Here is a 16332-nt window from a genome sequence, read left to right on the forward strand (position 1 = left end):
CAAGCGCTTAGTCGGCTGTTGCGGCGTGACGATCGCTTGACTTTGGTCATGGATGCCGTCCTCCCGCACCGACAGTCTTGCGGCGAGGGAGCGACCCATGGATGAAGCGATGCTGCGACGCCGCAAGCGGCTGCTCTGCCTGAACGTCAATGGCCGATGGCGCGAGGACGCGGTTACCGACGACATGTTGCTGGTCGATTACTTGCGCGATATCGCCGGGCTCACCGGCGTCAAGACGGGATGCGACGGCGGCGAGTGCGGTGCTTGCACCGTGCTGATCGACGGCGAAGCAACTCCGTCGTGCCTGGTGCTGGCGGTGCGCTGCGAGGGACGTCACGTCGAGACGGTCGAGGGCTTGGCGGCGAATGGGCGGCTGCACCGGCTGCAGCAGACATTTCACGAGCGGCTCGGGGCCCAATGCGGCTTCTGCACGCCCGGCATGATCATGGCGGCCGAAGGTCTGTTGCGCCGCAATCCGTCCCCGACCGACGAAGAGATCAGGACGGCTCTGTCCGGTAATCTCTGCCGTTGCACCGGCTACGCCAAGATCGTCGAATCGGTGCAGGCCGCCGCGGAGATCGCGCCATGAGCGGTCCCGCGTTTCAGGGGGGGCTCGACCGTGCCGGCGTTCCGCTGGTCGACGGCATCGATAAAGTCACCGGGCGAGCGCGTTATACCGCCGATCTCGATCATGCCGGCGCACTGGTCGCGCGCATTCTGCGCAGTCCGATCAGTCATGGCGAGATCGTCCGGCTGGATATCAGCAAGGCACTCGCGCTGAAGGGCGTCGCGGCGATCGTCACCGGTGAGGACTGCGCAATCACCTACGGTGTTCTGCCGATCGCGATGAACGAATATCCGATGGCGCGCGATCGGGTCCGGTATCGAGGCGAACCGATCGCCGCGGTGGCAGCTGTCGACGAAGAGACGGCACAGCGCGCGCTCGACCTGATCGAATGCGAGTTCCGAAAGCTCCCGACCTACTACGAGTCCGAGGCTGCACGCGCCCCGGATGCCTGGCTGCTGCACGACAACAAGTCGGGCAATATCGAACGCGAAGTTCACAACGAGTTCGGCGATCTCGCCGCGGGCTTCGAAGCCGCCGACCTGATCCGGACCCACACGCACCATTGTGCGGAGGTCAACCACGCCCAGATCGAGCCGCATGCCTGCCTGATGGATTACGATCCGGCCACCGGGAGGCTCACCGCCCAGAGTGTGTCACAGGTCGGCTATTATCTGCACCTGATGCTGGCGCGCTGCCTCGAGATCGATCCGTCGCTTGTGCGGGTGATCAAGCCGTTCGTCGGCGGCGGCTTCGGCGCGCGGGTGGAAGTGCTGAACTTCGAGGTGATCGCCGCGCTGCTGGCGCGTAAGGCCGGCGGCAAAGTGTCGATGCGGCTGAGCCGTGAAGAGACCTTCATCACCCACCGCGCCCGGCCGCAGACTGACATCACCTTGACGATCGGCATGCGCCGCGATGGCCGGTTCACCGCCTGCTCATGCGAGGTGGTGCAGCGCGGCGGTGCCTATGCGGGGTACGGCATTGTCACCATCCTGTATGCCGGCGCGCTGCTGCAGGGTTTGTACGACATTCCGGCGGTCAAATACGACGGCTACCGCGTCTATACCAACTTGCCGCCGTGCGGCGCGATGCGCGGGCACGGCTCGGTCGACGTCCGTCACGCCTTCGAGAATCTGGTCGACCGGATGGCGCGTGAACTCGGCCTCGATCCTTTTGCGGTGCGCCGTGCCAATCTGCTGGCGGCGCCGACGCGCACGCTCAACGATCTGATGGTCAAAAGCTACGGCCTCGCCGAGTGTCTCGACAAGGTCGAGCATGCCAGCGGCTGGCGCGAGCGGATCGGCCGGTTGCCGCCGGGCAAAGGCCTCGGCATGGCCTGCTCGCACTATGTCAGCGGCTCGGCCAAGCCGATTCATTTCACCGGCGAGCCCCACGCGGTGGTGGCGCTGCGGCTCGATTTCGACGGTGGCGTCACCGCGCTGACCGGTGCCGCTGATATCGGCCAGGGATCGTCCACCGTGGTGGCGATCACGGTCGCCGAAACGCTGGGCATCGCGCTGAACCGGGTCCGGGTGATCTCCGGCGACTCCGCCATCACTCCGAAGGACAATGGCGCCTATTCGTCGCGCATCACCTTCATGGTCGGCAACGCCGCCATCGATGCGGCGACGAAGTTGAAACAGCTCCTGATCGCGGCGGCAGCCCGCAAGCTCGAAGCTGCGCCGGAGCAGATCGAGTGCGCCGGCGAGAGCTTCTTCATCGGCAGCGGTGCCCAGGCCGCGCTTGGTTTCGCCGAAGTGGTCAAAGCCGCGCTGGTCGACGAGGGCGCCATCACGGTCAAGGGCACTTTCACGTGCCCGCCGGAATCGCAGGGCGGCAAACATCGTGGCGGCGCCGTCGGTTCGACCATGGGATTCAGCTACGCCGCCCAGGTGGTCGAGGTCAGCGTCGATGACGCGACCGGCCTGATCACCGTCGATAAGGTCTGGGCGGCGCTGGATTGCGGCCGCGCCATCAATCCGCTCGCGGTGGTTGGGCAGGTTCAGGGCGCGGTGTGGATGGGGATGGGGCAGGCAATGAGCGAGGAGACGCGCTATCTCGACGGGCTGCCCGCGCATGCCAGCTTTCTCGAATATCGGATGCCGACGATGATCGAATCGCCTCCGATAGAGGTCGCGATCGTCGAAAGCGTCGATCCGTTTGGGCCGTTCGGCGCCAAGGAGGCCAGCGAAGGTGCGCTCGCTGGTTTTCCGCCTGCGATGGTCAACGCTGTTGCCAATGCGATCGGCATCGATCTCGATGATCTGCCGGCGACGCCCGATCGCGTCGTCGAGGCGCTGGCGCGGCGCCGCCGCGAAGCGAAGCGGGCAGTGGCGGTGAGGGCCGCCTCATGACCGGCCTGAACGCGTTGAATTTGCTTCGTCCGGGTTCGGTCGATGAGGCGATCGCCGCGTTGCTGGCGCATCCGGGAGGACGGCTGCTCGGCGGCGGCACGGATCTGCTCGTCAACATGCGGCGCGGCATCGCGCAGCCTGAGACGCTGATCGACACCACCGGCATCGCCGAGATCAAACGGCTCGTCGCCGATGGCAGCGGCGTGACCATCGGCGCCGGAGTCACCGTGGCGACCCTCGCCGCCGACAGTCTGGTTGCGGCCCGCTATCCGGCGCTGAGCGAAGCTGCTCGCAGTGTGGCGGGCCCCGGTCATCGCAAGCTCGGCACCGTCGGTGGCAATCTCTGCCTCGACACCCGCTGCATCTACTACAATCAGACCGAATGGTGGCGCGAGGCCAATGCGTACTGCCTGAAGAATCGCGGCGACACTTGTCACGTCGCCCCGAAGGGCAACCGCTGCCACGCCGCCTTCAGCGGCGATCTCGCGCCGGCCCTGCTGGTGCTCGGCGCTGAGGTCGAGATCGCCGGGCCGGGCGGCCGGCGCCGCATCGCGCTCGCCGAATTGTATGTTGAAGACGGCCGGGCGCATCTCGCGCTGCGGCCGGGCGAGGTTGTTGTTGCGGTGCGGTTGCCGCCCGACCCGCCCGCGTCGCGCTACGTCAAGGTGCGGCAGCGCGGCGCAATCGACTATCCGCTAGCCGGCATAGCCGTCGCGCTGACGCGTTCCGGCTCCAAGATCGCGCAGCTTAGCATCGCGCTGACTGGGACCAATTCAAGGCCGTTCCTGCTCGCCGAGACCGCCGCCTTTTCGCAGCGGCCGCTTGACGATGCTCTGCTACGCGAGATTGATCGGCTGGTGCAGAAACAAGTGCAGCCGATGCGGACGACGCTGATGCCGGCCAACTACCGGCGCGTCGTCGCGGCGGCCCTGGCGAGCCGCGTGACGGCCGAGCTGTTTGCCTCGCTGGCGCAGGGCTGACCGCGAGCCGTTGGGGATTCACCGTTTAGCGTACGGCCTGCAGCTTGCCGCGCACGGCACTGCGGCCGTCGGTTGCCAGCTTGCGCAACCTTGCCACGTCACGCACCGCGACCTGCGATGCCTCGACGGTGACGCCGATGCTGCGCAGCTTGGCGAAGGCCCGCGACAGCGATTCCGGTGTCAACCCCAACTCGCCGGCGATCAACGCCTTGTCGTAGGGCAGCACCAGCGCGCACGCACCTTGTTCGGCGATCGCCAGCGAGGCGAGGAATTCGGCGAGCCGCTGCACCCCGCTCTGCGCCTTGAGTTGTTCGATGCGCTGCACCAGATGGTGCATGTGCTGGCAGATCGAAGCTATCATCGGCACCGAGATATCCGGATTGGCTCGGATGCAGCGGACCAGATGATCGGCAGGGATTCGCGCGACACGCGCGTCGGTGACAGCTTCGGCGTTGGCCAGATAGCGGTGACCGGTCAGCGCCGCGGCTTCGGCGAAACTGCCGCCACGACTCATGATTTCGATCACGGCTTCGTCGCCGGCCAGATTGCTGCGAAACAGCTTGACCCAGCCGCCGACGACAATGAAGAACGCGGTCGCCGGTTCGTCCTGGCGTACGATCGACTCGCGCGGCCGCAGGCTGATCGCGGTGGCCGGCGCGATCATGTGCGCGACGGTCTCCGCCTTCAGTCCGCGAAACACGGCGATCCGGGTGATGACCTGTAGATCACCACCGGTCAGCTTCGAAGCCATCGAGAGCGTTTCCAATTTTGATTAGGGCACTACACCCCATGCGGGTTTTGCGGTTCCTTGATCGCCATCAACTATTTTATGCATTTCGGTACGAAATTATGTTGCATTGCAGCGCCATGGTGCAGGGCATCACCCGTCCTGCGCCGCGGAGGCGCGTTGAAAACCTGTCAGCCGCTGCTAACCTACGAGGCATGGACATTCGGGCGGCGGTGTTTCGAGAGATTGGCGCGGCGCTCCGCGTCGAGCAGATCGTGCTGGATCCGCCGCAGCCGACCGAAGTCTTGGTGCGGCTCGCCGCGATCGGCCTGTGTCGCACCGATTATCACGTGATGCGCGGCGAGCGCCGTGTTGCGATGCAGCCGATGGTGCTGGGTCATGAAGCCGCGGGTGTTGTCGAGGCGATCGGCGATCAGGTGGAGGGCGTCTCGCCGGGCGATCACGTGGTGCTCACCTTCATTCCCGGCTGCGGCCGTTGTCGTTGGTGCCAGCGCGGATTGCATCATCTGTGTGCCGAGGGGCCGCGCATTACGCATGGGCCGCAGCTCGATGGCAGCTTCCGCCGACGCGATGCCGACGGTCACGGCGTCGGCGCGTTCTGCATGATCGGGGCGTTTGCCGAAGCCACCGTCGTCGATCAGGCCTCGGTGCTGGTGATCGAGAAGGATATTCCGCTCGATCATGCCAGCGTGATCGCGTGTGGCGTTCCGGCTGGTGTCGGCGCGGCGCGCCATCGCGCGCGCGTCAAGCCGGGAGATACGGTGTTGGTGGTCGGCTGCGGCGGCGACGGCATGAACGTGGTGCAGGGCGCAAAGCTCTGTGGCGCGTCGATGATCATCGCTGCCGACATCGTCGCACAGAAACTAGAATGGGCGCGGAGCTTCGGCGCCACCCACGGCACCACGGCGCAAGGCGACGAACTGATCAGCACCGTGCAGGCGTTGACTGAAGGCGTCGGTGTCGATCACGCTTTCGTCTGCATCAACCCAGCCGAAACGCTGCTGCCGGCGTTTCGTGCCACCGCCAAGGCCGGCAACGTCGTGGTCACTGCGATCACGCCCGACACCGTCAAGCAGATCGACGTGCCGCCGCTGGAACTGTTTGCCACTCAGAAGGCGATCATGGGCGCGGTGTACGGCTTCGCCAGCCCGCGTCTGCAGATCCCCGAACTGCTGGGCCTGTATCGCCGCGGCGATCTTAAGCTCGGCGAACTGATCAGCCGAACCTATCGGCTCGACGAGATCAACCAAGGCTATGCCGACCTCGACGCCGGGCGAAACCTGCGCGGCGTAGTGCTGATCGACTGAATTCGTGCAAGCTAACGATAAGAGGAAACATAATGGCAGGCTTGAGCCCGACCGGCACGCTGGCGATCGACGGCGTCCAGTTGGAATATCGCTTCACCGGTCCGCAGCCGGACGTCGCACCGACCCTTGTGTTGCTGCACGAAGGTTTGGGTTCGGCGGCGTTGTGGGGCGATTTTCCGGACAAGCTCGCGGCCGCGACCGGTGCCGGCGTGTTCGCATATTCCCGCGCCGGCTATGGCCGCTCGACGCGTGCCGCGTTGCCGCGCCCGCTGGACTACATGCATCGCGAGGCTTTGCAGGTGCTGCCGCGGGTGCTTGACCAGATCGGCTTTCGCCGGGGACTGCTGGTCGGCCACTCCGATGGAGGCTCGATTGCGGCGCTGTATGCGGGCGGCGTCGCCGATCACCGCGTCCGCGGTGTCTCGCTGATTGCGCCGCACTTCATCGTCGAAGACATTTCGGTGGCGTCGATCGCGGCGATCCGGACGATGTACGAGACGACCGAGCTGCGTGCCAAGCTGGCGCGCTGGCACGACGACGTCGACAATGCCTTTTACGGCTGGAACGATGCCTGGCTCGATCCGGCGTTCCGCGCCTGGGACATCGCCGACTCGCTCGCTTACATCCGGGTGCCGCTGCAGATCGTGCAGGGCGAAAACGACCAATACGGAACGATGCGGCAGATCGAGATTGCGCGTTCGGAATGCTATTGCCCGCTTGAAGTCGAATTGCTCGCGGGAGCGGGGCATTCGCCGCACCGCGAAGCCGCCGACGCGACGCTGCGGCTGGTCGCCGGCTTCGCGGACCGCATTCTGAGCGGCCATGCCGAGGCGACCGGCGGTCGCGCGGCCTGATCAGCCATCGACAACCGACCAAGCCGCCTCGCATTAAAATGCATCAAAGTCGCATTTGCGGCTGGACTCTCCGCCAAAATATGAAATATAATGCATATTGGAAGCAAGAGGAAACGCAGGGAGCCGCCATGGCCGAGGCCGCAGACACGCGCCCGCTCGCGAACGGAGCTGTGCGGGTCGATTTTCAGACCGAGCCGTCTCGCTATCGGCATTGGAAGCTGACGGTTGATGGCGAGATCGCGACGCTCACCCTCGACGTCGACGAGAACGGCGGCCTGTTCGAAGGCTACCAGCTCAAGCTGAATTCCTACGATCTCGGCGTCGACATCGAACTCGCCGACGCGATGCAGCGGCTGCGGTTTGAGTATCCCGCCGTGAAGGTGATCCTGCTACGCTCCGCCAAGAACCGGGTGTTCTGCGCAGGCGCCAATATTCGGATGCTGGCCGGCGCCAGCCACGTCCACAAGGTCAACTTCTGCAAGTTCACCAACGAGACCCGCAACGGCATCGAAGATTCATCGCAGCATTCCGGCCAGCGTAGCATCGCGGTGATCAACGGCACCGCGGCCGGCGGCGGCTACGAACTCGCGCTCGCCGCCGATCACATTATTATGGCTGACGACGGCTCCGCCGCGGTGGCGCTGCCGGAAGTACCTCTACTCGCGGTGCTGCCCGGCACCGGCGGTCTGACGCGCGTGATCGATAAGCGCAAGGTTCGCCGCGATCATGCCGACGTGTTCTGCACCATCGAGGAAGGCATCAAGGGCAAGCGCGCGATGCAGTGGCGACTGGTCGACGACATCGTCGCGACCACCAAGCTCGACGCCAAGGTGGCCGAGCGCGCCCGCGAACTTGCTGCCGCCTCGCCGCGCAACGGAAGCGGCGCGGGCGTGCAACTGACGCCGCTGCAGCGCCAGTTCGACGACACCAGCGTGCGCTACGGCTTGGTCGGCGTCGAGATCGATCGCGCCGCCCGGATCGCGACCATCACGCTGAGCGGTCCGGACGCGGCGCCGCCGACGTCGGTCGAGGCGCTGCAGGCGCAAGGCGCGGCGTTCTGGCCGTTGCAGCTCGCCCGCGAACTCGACGACGCCATTCTGCATCTGCGGCTGAACGAGCCGGAGCTGGGACTGTGGGTGTTCAAGTCACATGGTGATGCGAACCAAGTGCTAGCTTACGACGCGCTGCTCGAAGCGCATAAGGATCACTGGCTCGTCAACGAGATCCGCCATTTCTGGAAGCGCGTGCTGAAGCGCGTCGATGTCACGTCGCGCTCGCTGGTGACGTTGGTGGAGCCCGGCTCATGCTTCGCCGGTACGTTGGCGGAGCTCGTGTTCGCCGCCGACCGCAGCTACATGCTGATCGGCTCGCGCGACGGCGATAATCGTCCGCCGCCGATGCTGACGCTGTCGGCACTTAACTTCGGCCCCTATTCGATGAGCCATGGTCTCACCCGGCTGCAGTCGCGCTTCCAAGCTGATCCGGCCGACCACGAGGCGGTGCAGAGCAAAACCGGCGACGCGCTCGACGCCGAGGCGGCGGAGACGCTGGGTCTGGTCACGTTCGCGCTCGACGATATCGACTGGGACGATGAGGTCCGCGTCTTTCTGGAAGAGCGCGCATCGTTCTCGCCTGACAGTCTCACCGGCATGGAAGCGAACCTGCGCTTCGTCGGCCCCGAGACCATGGAGTCGAAGATCTTCGCGCGGCTCACCGCCTGGCAGAATTGGATATTCCAGCGTCCCAACGCGGTCGGCGAGGTTGGCGCGCTGCGCCGCTACGGCAGCGGCCAGAAGCCGCAATTCGATATGACGAGAGTGTGAGTCGTCACGGCGCATTCGACGCGCACTGGCACAACGCCAGCCCCGTCATTGCGAGCGAAGCGACGCAATCCAGAAGTGTGATGCACGGAGCTGGATTGCTTCGTCGCTTCGCTCCTCGCAATGACGACGACAAAGTTTGGATGCACGAACGAACCGGGAGCCGCCCATGAATATGAACATCATGCACGTCGACTACTCGACCAAGATCCCCAACAACGTCGATCTCGGCTCCGATCGCCAGGTGCTGAAGGCGCTGGAGGGATGGCATCCCGGCTACATCGACTGGTGGAACGACATGGGGCCGGAGGGCTTCCAGGAGTCGCTGGTGTATTTGCGCACGGCGTATTCGGTCGACCCGCGCGGCTGGGCGAAGTTCGACTACGTCAAGATGCCCGATTATCGCTGGGGCATTCTGCTGGCGCCGAAGGAAGAAGGCCGCGTCGTGCCGTTCGGCCAGCATTACGGCGAGCCGGCCTGGCAGGAAGTGCCGGGCGAGCATCGCGCGATGCTGCGGCGGCTGATCGTGATCCAGGGCGACACCGAGCCTGCGTCGGTCGAGCAGCAGCGCCATCTCGGCAAGACCGCGCCATCGCTCTACGACATGCGCAACCTGTTCCAGGTCAACGTCGAAGAGGGCCGCCATCTCTGGGCGATGGTGTATCTGCTGCAGAAATACTTCGGCCGCGACGGCCGCGAGGAGGCCGACGGCCTGCTGCGCCGCCGCTCTGGCTCGGACGATGCGCCGCGGATGCTCGGCGCGTTCAACGAGGCGACGCCGGACTGGCTCTCGTTCTTCATGTTCACCTACTTCACCGACCGCGACGGCAAGATGCAGCTGCACAGCCTGGCGCAGTCGGGCTTCGATCCGTTGTCGCGCACCTGCCGCTTCATGCTGACCGAAGAAGCGCACCACATGTTCGTCGGCGAGACCGGCATCAGCCGGGTGGTGCAGCGGACCTGCGAGGCGATGCGCACCGCCGGAATCACCGATCCGACCGACATCGACAAGGTCCGCGCGCTCGGCGTGATCGACCTGCCGACGGTGCAGAAGAAGCTCAATCTGCACTACTCGCTGTCGCTCGATCTGTTCGGCTCGGAAGTTTCGACCAACGCGGCCAATGCATTCAATGCCGGCATCAAGGGGCGCTTCCACGAGACCCAGATCCAGGACGATCACAAGCTCGAGCAGGACACCTATCCGGTGCTGAAGCTGGTGGACGGCGAGATCAAGCGCGTCGATGAGCCGGCGCTGACCGCGCTGAACATGCGACTGCGCGACGACTACTCGCAGGACTGCGTCAAGGGTCTGCTGCGCTGGAACAAGGTGATCACCACCGCCGGCTACGACTTCCAGCTCAAGCTGCCGCACGTCGCGTTCCACCGCCAGATCGGCGAGTTCAAGGATGTCGAAGCGACGCCCGACGGCGTGCTGATCGATCCGGCGACCTGGGCCAAGCGGCGCAACGAATGGCTGCCGTCGAATGATGATGGCGAATTCATCGCCTCGCTGATGGTGCCGGTGTCGGAGGCCGGGCAGTACGCGTCGTGGATCTCGCCGCCGAAGGTCGGCATCGACAATCGCCCGGGAGATTTCGAGTACGTCAAGATCGAGACCTGAGCCACGCGGGAAGCTGTAGCGCTCTCATTCTTAGACCTATGTCTAAGGCCGTCCGACGAAAGCCGGGCGGCCTTTTGCATGCCGGTCATGCATGCGGAACGTCGGGGGAAGACTCGCTTGCTGCCCGTCAGCGCCGGTCAATAGCGCACAAATCAGCCCAATCCGTCGATCGTCACCGAGTGGACTGCGTCCGCTGGCAACCGTGCGGCGCCGGACCGGACATGACCGAAGTCAAATCAATTTGGCGCTCGTTGGCTATTTTGAACCGCTTTCCCCTCACCTCTCGATGCCGCTCGCCGGCCTCGGACCAATCTGTGCTGTCACCATGTATCGTATTGTTCGACGCGAGCAGTTCTCGGACGCGACCTTCCTGTGGGACGTCGAGGCACCGGATATCGCGGCTTCTGCCGAGCCCGGCCATTTCGTCATGCTTCGTCTCTACGACGGTGCCGAGCGCATTCCGCTCACCGTCGCCGATTTCGATCGTGACAAGGGGCTGGTGACGGTCGTCGTCCAGGCGCTCGGCAAGACCACGCGCGAGATGCGCGACAAGTTCAAGGAAGGCGAGGCGTTCGAAGACTTCGTCGGTCCGCTCGGTCTGCCGCAACACATCGACAAGGTCGACCACGTGGTGTTCGTCGGCGGCGGCCTCGGCGTCGCGCCGATCTTCCCGCAGCTCCGGGCCTTCAAACAGTCCGGCGCGCGGACCACCGCGATCATGGGCTTCCGCACCAAAGATCTGGTGTTCTGGGAGGACAAGTTCCGCGAATTCGCCGACGAACTGATCATCTGCACCGATGACGGCAGCTACGGCGAGCCCGGCCTCGTCACCGCGGCGCTGGAGCGCGTCATCACCCAGCAGAAGCCCGACAAGGTGGTGGCGATCGGCCCGATGCCGATGATGCACGCCTGCGTCGAGACCACCCGTCCGCACGGCGTCAAGACCATGGTGTCGCTCAACACCATCATGGTCGACGGCACCGGCATGTGCGGTTCGTGCCGGGTCACGGTCGGCAATGAAGTGAAGTTCGCCTGCGTCGACGGCCCGGATTTCGATGGCCACAAGGTCGACTTCCACGAGCTGCACGCTCGCCAGAAGCGTTTCAAGACCGAGGAAGACAAGGCCAACGAACATTTCGCCCACGTCTGCAATCTCGAAAAGCAGCTGATCGTCGAGGGCAAGCGCAACTACAAGAAGCTGGCGACGCTGCCGCCGCATCAAACCCCGATGCCCGAGCGCAACGCCCACGAGCGCGCCACCAACTTCAAGGAAGTCAATCTCGGCTATTCGGTCGAGGAAGCCCTGCAGGAAGCCGAGCGCTGCATCCAGTGTATCACGCCGACCTGCGTGGCCGGCTGCCCGGTCGGCATCGACATTCCGGTGTTCATCCGCAACATCCTGTTCCGCGACTTCGACGCGGCGCTGGAGACGATCTATCAGTCGAGCATCTTCCCGTCGATTTGCGGTCGCGTCTGCCCGCAGGAGACGCAGTGCGAAGCGCAGTGCATCATCCGCAAGTACAAGAAGCATGAGCCGGTCGCGATCGGCCGTCTCGAGCGCTTCATCGGCGACAACGCACGGGCGCCGAAGAGCAAGCCGATCGATCTGTCCAAGACGATCGGCAAGGTCGCGATCGTCGGCTCCGGCCCGGCGGGCCTGGCCGCCGCGGCCGATCTCACGCGCTACAATGTAGAGACCACCGTGTACGAGGCGCTGCACGTGCTCGGCGGCGTGCTGCAATATGGCATTCCGTCATTCCGGCTGCCGCGCGACATCATCGATCGCGAAATTCAGCGGCTGAAGGATATCGGCGTCAAGTTCGAGACCAACAAGGTCGTCGGCAAGACCTTCACCATCGAACAGTTGATGCGCAACCGCGGCTTCGACGCGGTGTTCGTTGCGGCCGGCGCCGGTGCTCCGACCTTCCTGGGCATTCCCGGTGAGTTCGCCGGCCGGGTCTATTCGGCCAACGAATTCCTCACTCGCATCAATCTGATGGGCGGCGACCGCTTCCCGTATCTCGATACGCCTGTCAGCGTCGGCAACAGCGTCATCGTGATCGGTGCCGGCAACACCGCGATGGATTGCTTGCGTGTCGCCCGCCGTGTCGGCGCCGAGACGGTGCGCTGCGTCTATCGCCGATCGGAAGCCGAGGCACCGGCCCGTATCGAAGAAATCCGCCACGCCAAGGAGGAAGGCGTCGACTTCTTCTTCCTGCATTCGCCGGTGGAGATTCTCGTCACCGAGAGCGGCGACGTGCGTGCGGTGCGGCTGCAGAAGATGGAGCTCGGTGAGGCCGACGAGCGCGGTCGCCGCAAGCCCGTGCCGCTCGACGAGTTCATCGAGCTTGAATGCGACACGGTGATCTACGCGCTCGGCACCAAGCCCAATCCGATCATCGGTCAGGCGACGCCGGGTCTCGAGCTCAACAAGTGGGGCAACATCGCGGCCGACGACGACACCCAGTCGACCAACATGCCGGGCGTGTTCGCCGGCGGCGACATCGTCACGGGTGGCGCCACTGTGATCCTGGCGATGAGCGCGGGCCGCCGCGCCGCCAAGTCGATCGCCGCCTGGCTGCGTCTGAACAAGACCAAGTGGCCCATCACCGCGCAGGATGCCGACGATTTCGTCGCCGGCAAGCTGGCATCGCCGATCGAGGAGGATGGCGTGGCGCATTGCCCAAAGTGTCACCAGCCGCTGGAAGGCTCCGAAGAGTACATCTGCTGTGCCGGCTCCGAGCTGCAATGGCGCTGCGACGACTGCGCCAAGGTCAGCGAAGGCTTCGCGTTCCCTTACGGGATGTGCCCGCATTGCGGTGGCAAGCTGCAGCCGCTCGACCGCGTCGGCGTCAACGACGAGGCCGGGCTTGCGGCGATCCGCACCGCATTCGAGATCGAACTCGGTGGCCGCGCATTCTATGCTCGCGCCGCGAAGGAAACGTCCGATCCGACATTGCAGGAGCTATTCCTCAGCTTTGCCGCGATGGAAGAGGAGCACATGACCACGCTGGCCAATCGCTACCATGTGGCAATTCCGCAGGCGACCGAGGGCTTCCATCTCGGCACCGCGGCGATCATGGCCGGTGTCAAAGGCCGGATCGGCGATCCGACCACGCTGTTCGAAGCCGCAATCGAGTTCGAGCGGCGCGCCGCCTCGTTCTTCAAGACCCGGGTCGGCGAGACCCCGGACGGGTCGGTCGAGCGTCAGCTCTACCGCGAACTCGCCGCCGAAGAGGACGAGCACGTCTCGGTGCTGCAGACCGAGTTCGCGCGTTGGAAAGAAGGCAAGCGCGGGCTGCTGACGTAAGCCCGCGACTTGCAGCGTCGGCTACTTAACCAGCCGTACGCCCTTGGTGGTGAAGCGCTGTGGCTTTGGTCCATCGCCGCGCACCGGGCGACGGGTGCCGGCGGCCTTGCCGGTGCCGGGCGGCTGATGCGCCGGCACCAGCTGATCCGGCCGTGAACCGATCAGGTCGGCGCGTCCCATCGCCTTCAGCGCCTCGCGCAGCACCGGCCAATTGTCCGGATCGTGATAGCGCAGGAACGCCTTGTGCAGCCTGCGCTGCCGCAGGCCCTTGATCGCCTCGACCGGCTCGCTGGCGCCGTGGCGGACGCCGCGCAGCGGGTTGACGCCGCTGTGATACATCGCAGTCGCGGTCGCCATCGGTGATGGCAGGAAGGTCTGCACCTGGTCGGCGCGGTAGCGATTGCGCTTCAGCCACAGCGCGAGGTTCATCATGTCCTCGTCGGTCGTGCCGGGATGCGCCGCGATGAAATACGGGATCAGATAGTACTGTTTGCCGGCCTGCTTGGCGGCGGCCTCGAACATCTGCTTGAAGCGGTGATAGGCACCGATACCCGGCTTCATCATTTTGTCGAGCGGCCCGCGCTCGGTGTGCTCCGGCGCGATCTTCAAATAACCGCCGACGTGATGGCTCACCAGCTCCTTGATGTAGGCCGGGCTCTTCACCGCCAGATCGTAGCGTACGCCCGACGCCACCATCACCTTCTTGATGCCCTTCACCTCGCGCACTTTGCGGTACAGCCGGATCAGGTCGTCGTGCGAGGTGTTGAGGTTCGGGCAGATATCCGGGAACACGCAGGACGGCTTACGGCACGAGGACTCGATCGTCGGGTCCTTGCATGCCATCCGGTACATGTTGGCGGTAGGACCGCCGATGTCGGAGATCACGCCGGTGAAGCCGGGCGTCTTGTCCCGGATCTTCTCGATCTCCTGCAGGATCGAGGCTTCCGACCGGCTCTGGATGATGCGGCCTTCGTGCTCGGTGATCGAGCAGAAGGTGCAGCCGCCGAAGCAGCCGCGCATGATCGTCACCGAATTCTTGATCATGTCCCACGCCGGAATCTTGGCGTTGCCGTAGGACGGATGCGGCGCGCGGGCGTAGGGGAGATCGTAGACCGAGTCCATTTCTTCCGTCGTCAGCGGAATCGGCGGCGGATTGAGCCACAGGTCGCGGTCGCCGTGACGCTGCACCAAGGGACGGGCGTTGCCGGGGTTGCTTTCCCGGTGCAGCACCCGCGAGGCGCGGGCATAGGCTTCCTTGTCCTGCTCGACCTGCTCGCTGCTCGGCAGCCGGATCACCACGTCGCCGCGCACCTGCCGCGCGCCTTCGTCGGCGGCATCGAGGTCGTCTGCGTGCAGTTCCGTGTAGTTGTCCGGCACACGGCGGAACAGCGCGACGCCCCGGATGTCGTCCAGCTCGCGCGGGACTTCGCCGGCAGCTAATCGATGTGCGACTTCGACCACCGCGCGCTCGGCGTTGCCGTAGAGCAGCAGATCGGCCTTGGCATCTGCCAGCACCGAGCGCCGAACCTTGTCGGACCAGTAATCGTAATGCGCGATCCGGCGCAGCGAGGCCTCGATGCCGCCGAGAATGATCGGAACGTCCTTGAACGCCTCGCGGCATCGTTGCGCATAGACCAGCGTGCAGCGGTCGGGCCGTTTGCCGCCTTCACCGTTCGGCGTGTAGGCGTCATCGTGACGTAGCCGGCGGTCCGCGGTGTAGCGGTTGACCATCGAGTCCATGTTGCCACCGGTGACGCCAAAGAACACCCGCGGCTTGCCGAGTGCCTTGAACGGTTCGGCGGACTGCCAATCCGGCTGCGAGATAATGCCGACGCGGAAGCCCTGGGATTCGAGCAGGCGACCGATGATCGCCATGCCGAAGCTCGGATGGTCGACATAGGCATCACCAGTCACCAGCACGACGTCGCAGGCATCCCAGCCGAGCTTATTCATCTCGGTCCGGCTCATCGGCAGGAAAGGCGCGGGCTTGTGCGGTGCCGCGCTGGAGCGGAACCGGGTCATCAGCGGCGGGGCCGTATCAATGGATGTCTGCATCGCCCAGGCATAAGACCGGTAGGCGGTAAGTTCAACGGCAAGGGCCGTGCCGTCTCGCCGCTGTGATCACTCCGGCAGTGGCGGAAGATCGCCGACGGCCAGGTTCCGGGCTTCTTCGCGCGAAACGCCAAGTCCCACCAGCACCCATTCCACGGTCTCGGCAGCCGCGTCGACCCACGTGCGGTGGCCATCGAGGATCGTGAAGATGGCGCCCAGGATCGCGCCCGAGATGAAATTAGCAGCCGAGGCGATCTGCGCGGGACCGAGGCTGTGGCCGCGTTGCGACAGTCCGGTGGCAAGGTCGTCGAGCGGACGTCCGTCCCAGACCACCCGCAGCGTCGTCGAACTCATGCCAAACCGGCAGACGAACCGGCCGAGCCGTGGCTCTTCGTGGGCCTGACGGATCAGCAGTCGCATCCAGGTCGCGAGCCGCCGCACCGGCTCATGACACTCCGCCAGCGCCACGGTCAGCCGGGGATTCAATTCGGTGGCGAGATTGGTAACCACCAGGTCGAACAGGCCGGTGAGGTCGCCAAGGTTATTGTAAACTGTGCCCCGCGCGACACCGGCCGCCTGGGCTAAATCGGTTACGCTGATCTGCGTCAGGCCGCGCTCGGCGAATAACTGCATCGCCGCCAGGTAGATCTGTCGCTGCGCCGGGCTGGACACGATCTTGGACACACTTGATCTGATTTGAACAATTGTGTTCAATACCGCG

The 16332-nt window shown here is 64.9% G+C and carries 11 protein-coding genes; 8 read left to right on the forward strand and 3 right to left on the reverse strand.

The genetic code is table 11. The features are described 5' to 3' along the window. Positions 1-97 precede the first annotated feature (97 nt). From hcrC to hcrB, 3 genes are read left to right on the forward strand one after another with little or no spacing between them, the layout of a single operon-like run. Positions 98-589 carry a 4-hydroxybenzoyl-CoA reductase subunit gamma gene (gene hcrC / locus LRC39_RS03450; protein ID WP_346296336.1) on the forward strand — a complete coding sequence of 164 codons (492 nt, stop codon included), beginning with the start codon at positions 98-100 and terminating at the stop codon, positions 587-589. Further along, complete coding sequence (gene hcrA / locus LRC39_RS03455; RefSeq protein ID WP_346296337.1) at positions 586-2919, forward strand: 4-hydroxybenzoyl-CoA reductase subunit alpha; 2334 nt, start codon at positions 586-588, stop codon at positions 2917-2919. The genes hcrC and hcrA overlap by 4 nt, the downstream gene beginning before the upstream one ends. Beyond that, positions 2916-3899: a 4-hydroxybenzoyl-CoA reductase subunit beta gene (gene hcrB / locus LRC39_RS03460; protein ID WP_346296338.1), complete on the forward strand. Its 984-nt coding sequence runs from the start codon at positions 2916-2918 to the stop codon at positions 3897-3899. Before hcrA ends, hcrB begins: the two co-directional genes overlap by 4 nt. A 25-nt stretch (positions 3900-3924) precedes the next feature. Here hcrB and LRC39_RS03465 read toward each other — a convergent pair whose 3' ends face one another. Beyond that, the gene (locus LRC39_RS03465) at positions 3925-4650 is read right to left on the reverse strand and encodes a Crp/Fnr family transcriptional regulator (RefSeq protein WP_346296339.1); all 726 of its coding nucleotides are present in this window, start codon (positions 4648-4650) and stop codon (positions 3925-3927) included. Between the two features lie 191 nt (positions 4651-4841). On the opposite strand from LRC39_RS03465, the gene LRC39_RS03470 reads away from it, so the two are divergent. From LRC39_RS03470 to gltA, 5 genes are all read left to right on the forward strand, one after another. Beyond that, the gene (locus LRC39_RS03470) at positions 4842-5954 is read left to right on the forward strand and encodes a Zn-dependent alcohol dehydrogenase (protein WP_346296340.1); all 1113 of its coding nucleotides are present in this window, start codon (positions 4842-4844) and stop codon (positions 5952-5954) included. A gap of 32 nt (positions 5955-5986) precedes the next feature. After that, complete coding sequence (locus LRC39_RS03475) at positions 5987-6808, forward strand: alpha/beta fold hydrolase (protein WP_346296341.1); 822 nt, start codon at positions 5987-5989, stop codon at positions 6806-6808. 128 nt (positions 6809-6936) lie between these two features. Then, positions 6937-8631, forward strand: a complete 1695-nt coding sequence (gene boxC / locus LRC39_RS03480) for a 2,3-epoxybenzoyl-CoA dihydrolase (RefSeq protein ID WP_346296342.1) — start codon at positions 6937-6939, stop codon at positions 8629-8631. 166 nt (positions 8632-8797) lie between these two features. After that, positions 8798-10249 carry a benzoyl-CoA 2,3-epoxidase subunit BoxB gene (gene boxB, locus LRC39_RS03485; protein WP_346296343.1) on the forward strand — a complete coding sequence of 484 codons (1452 nt, stop codon included), beginning with the start codon at positions 8798-8800 and terminating at the stop codon, positions 10247-10249. Positions 10250-10574: 325 nt separating this feature from the next. After that, positions 10575-13559 (forward strand): NADPH-dependent glutamate synthase, encoded by a 2985-nt coding sequence (gene gltA / locus LRC39_RS03490; RefSeq protein ID WP_346296344.1) that lies wholly within the window; start codon positions 10575-10577, stop codon positions 13557-13559. 21 nt (positions 13560-13580) lie between these two features. Here the strand turns inward: gltA and LRC39_RS03495 are convergent, their stop codons facing one another. Together LRC39_RS03495 and LRC39_RS03500 are read right to left on the reverse strand one after the other, a co-directional pair. After that, positions 13581-15614 carry a YgiQ family radical SAM protein gene (locus LRC39_RS03495; RefSeq protein WP_346296345.1) on the reverse strand — a complete coding sequence of 678 codons (2034 nt, stop codon included), beginning with the start codon at positions 15612-15614 and terminating at the stop codon, positions 13581-13583. Positions 15615-15680: 66 nt separating this feature from the next. Further along, on the reverse strand, positions 15681-16295 hold the full coding sequence (locus LRC39_RS03500) for a TetR/AcrR family transcriptional regulator (RefSeq protein ID WP_346296346.1): 615 nt from the start codon (positions 16293-16295) through the stop codon (positions 15681-15683). Positions 16296-16332: the final 37 nt, after the last annotated feature.

It is taken from the genome of Rhodopseudomonas sp. P1, from assembly GCF_039642825.1.
Classification (GTDB): Bacteria; Pseudomonadota; Alphaproteobacteria; order Rhizobiales; family Xanthobacteraceae; genus Rhodopseudomonas; species Rhodopseudomonas palustris_H.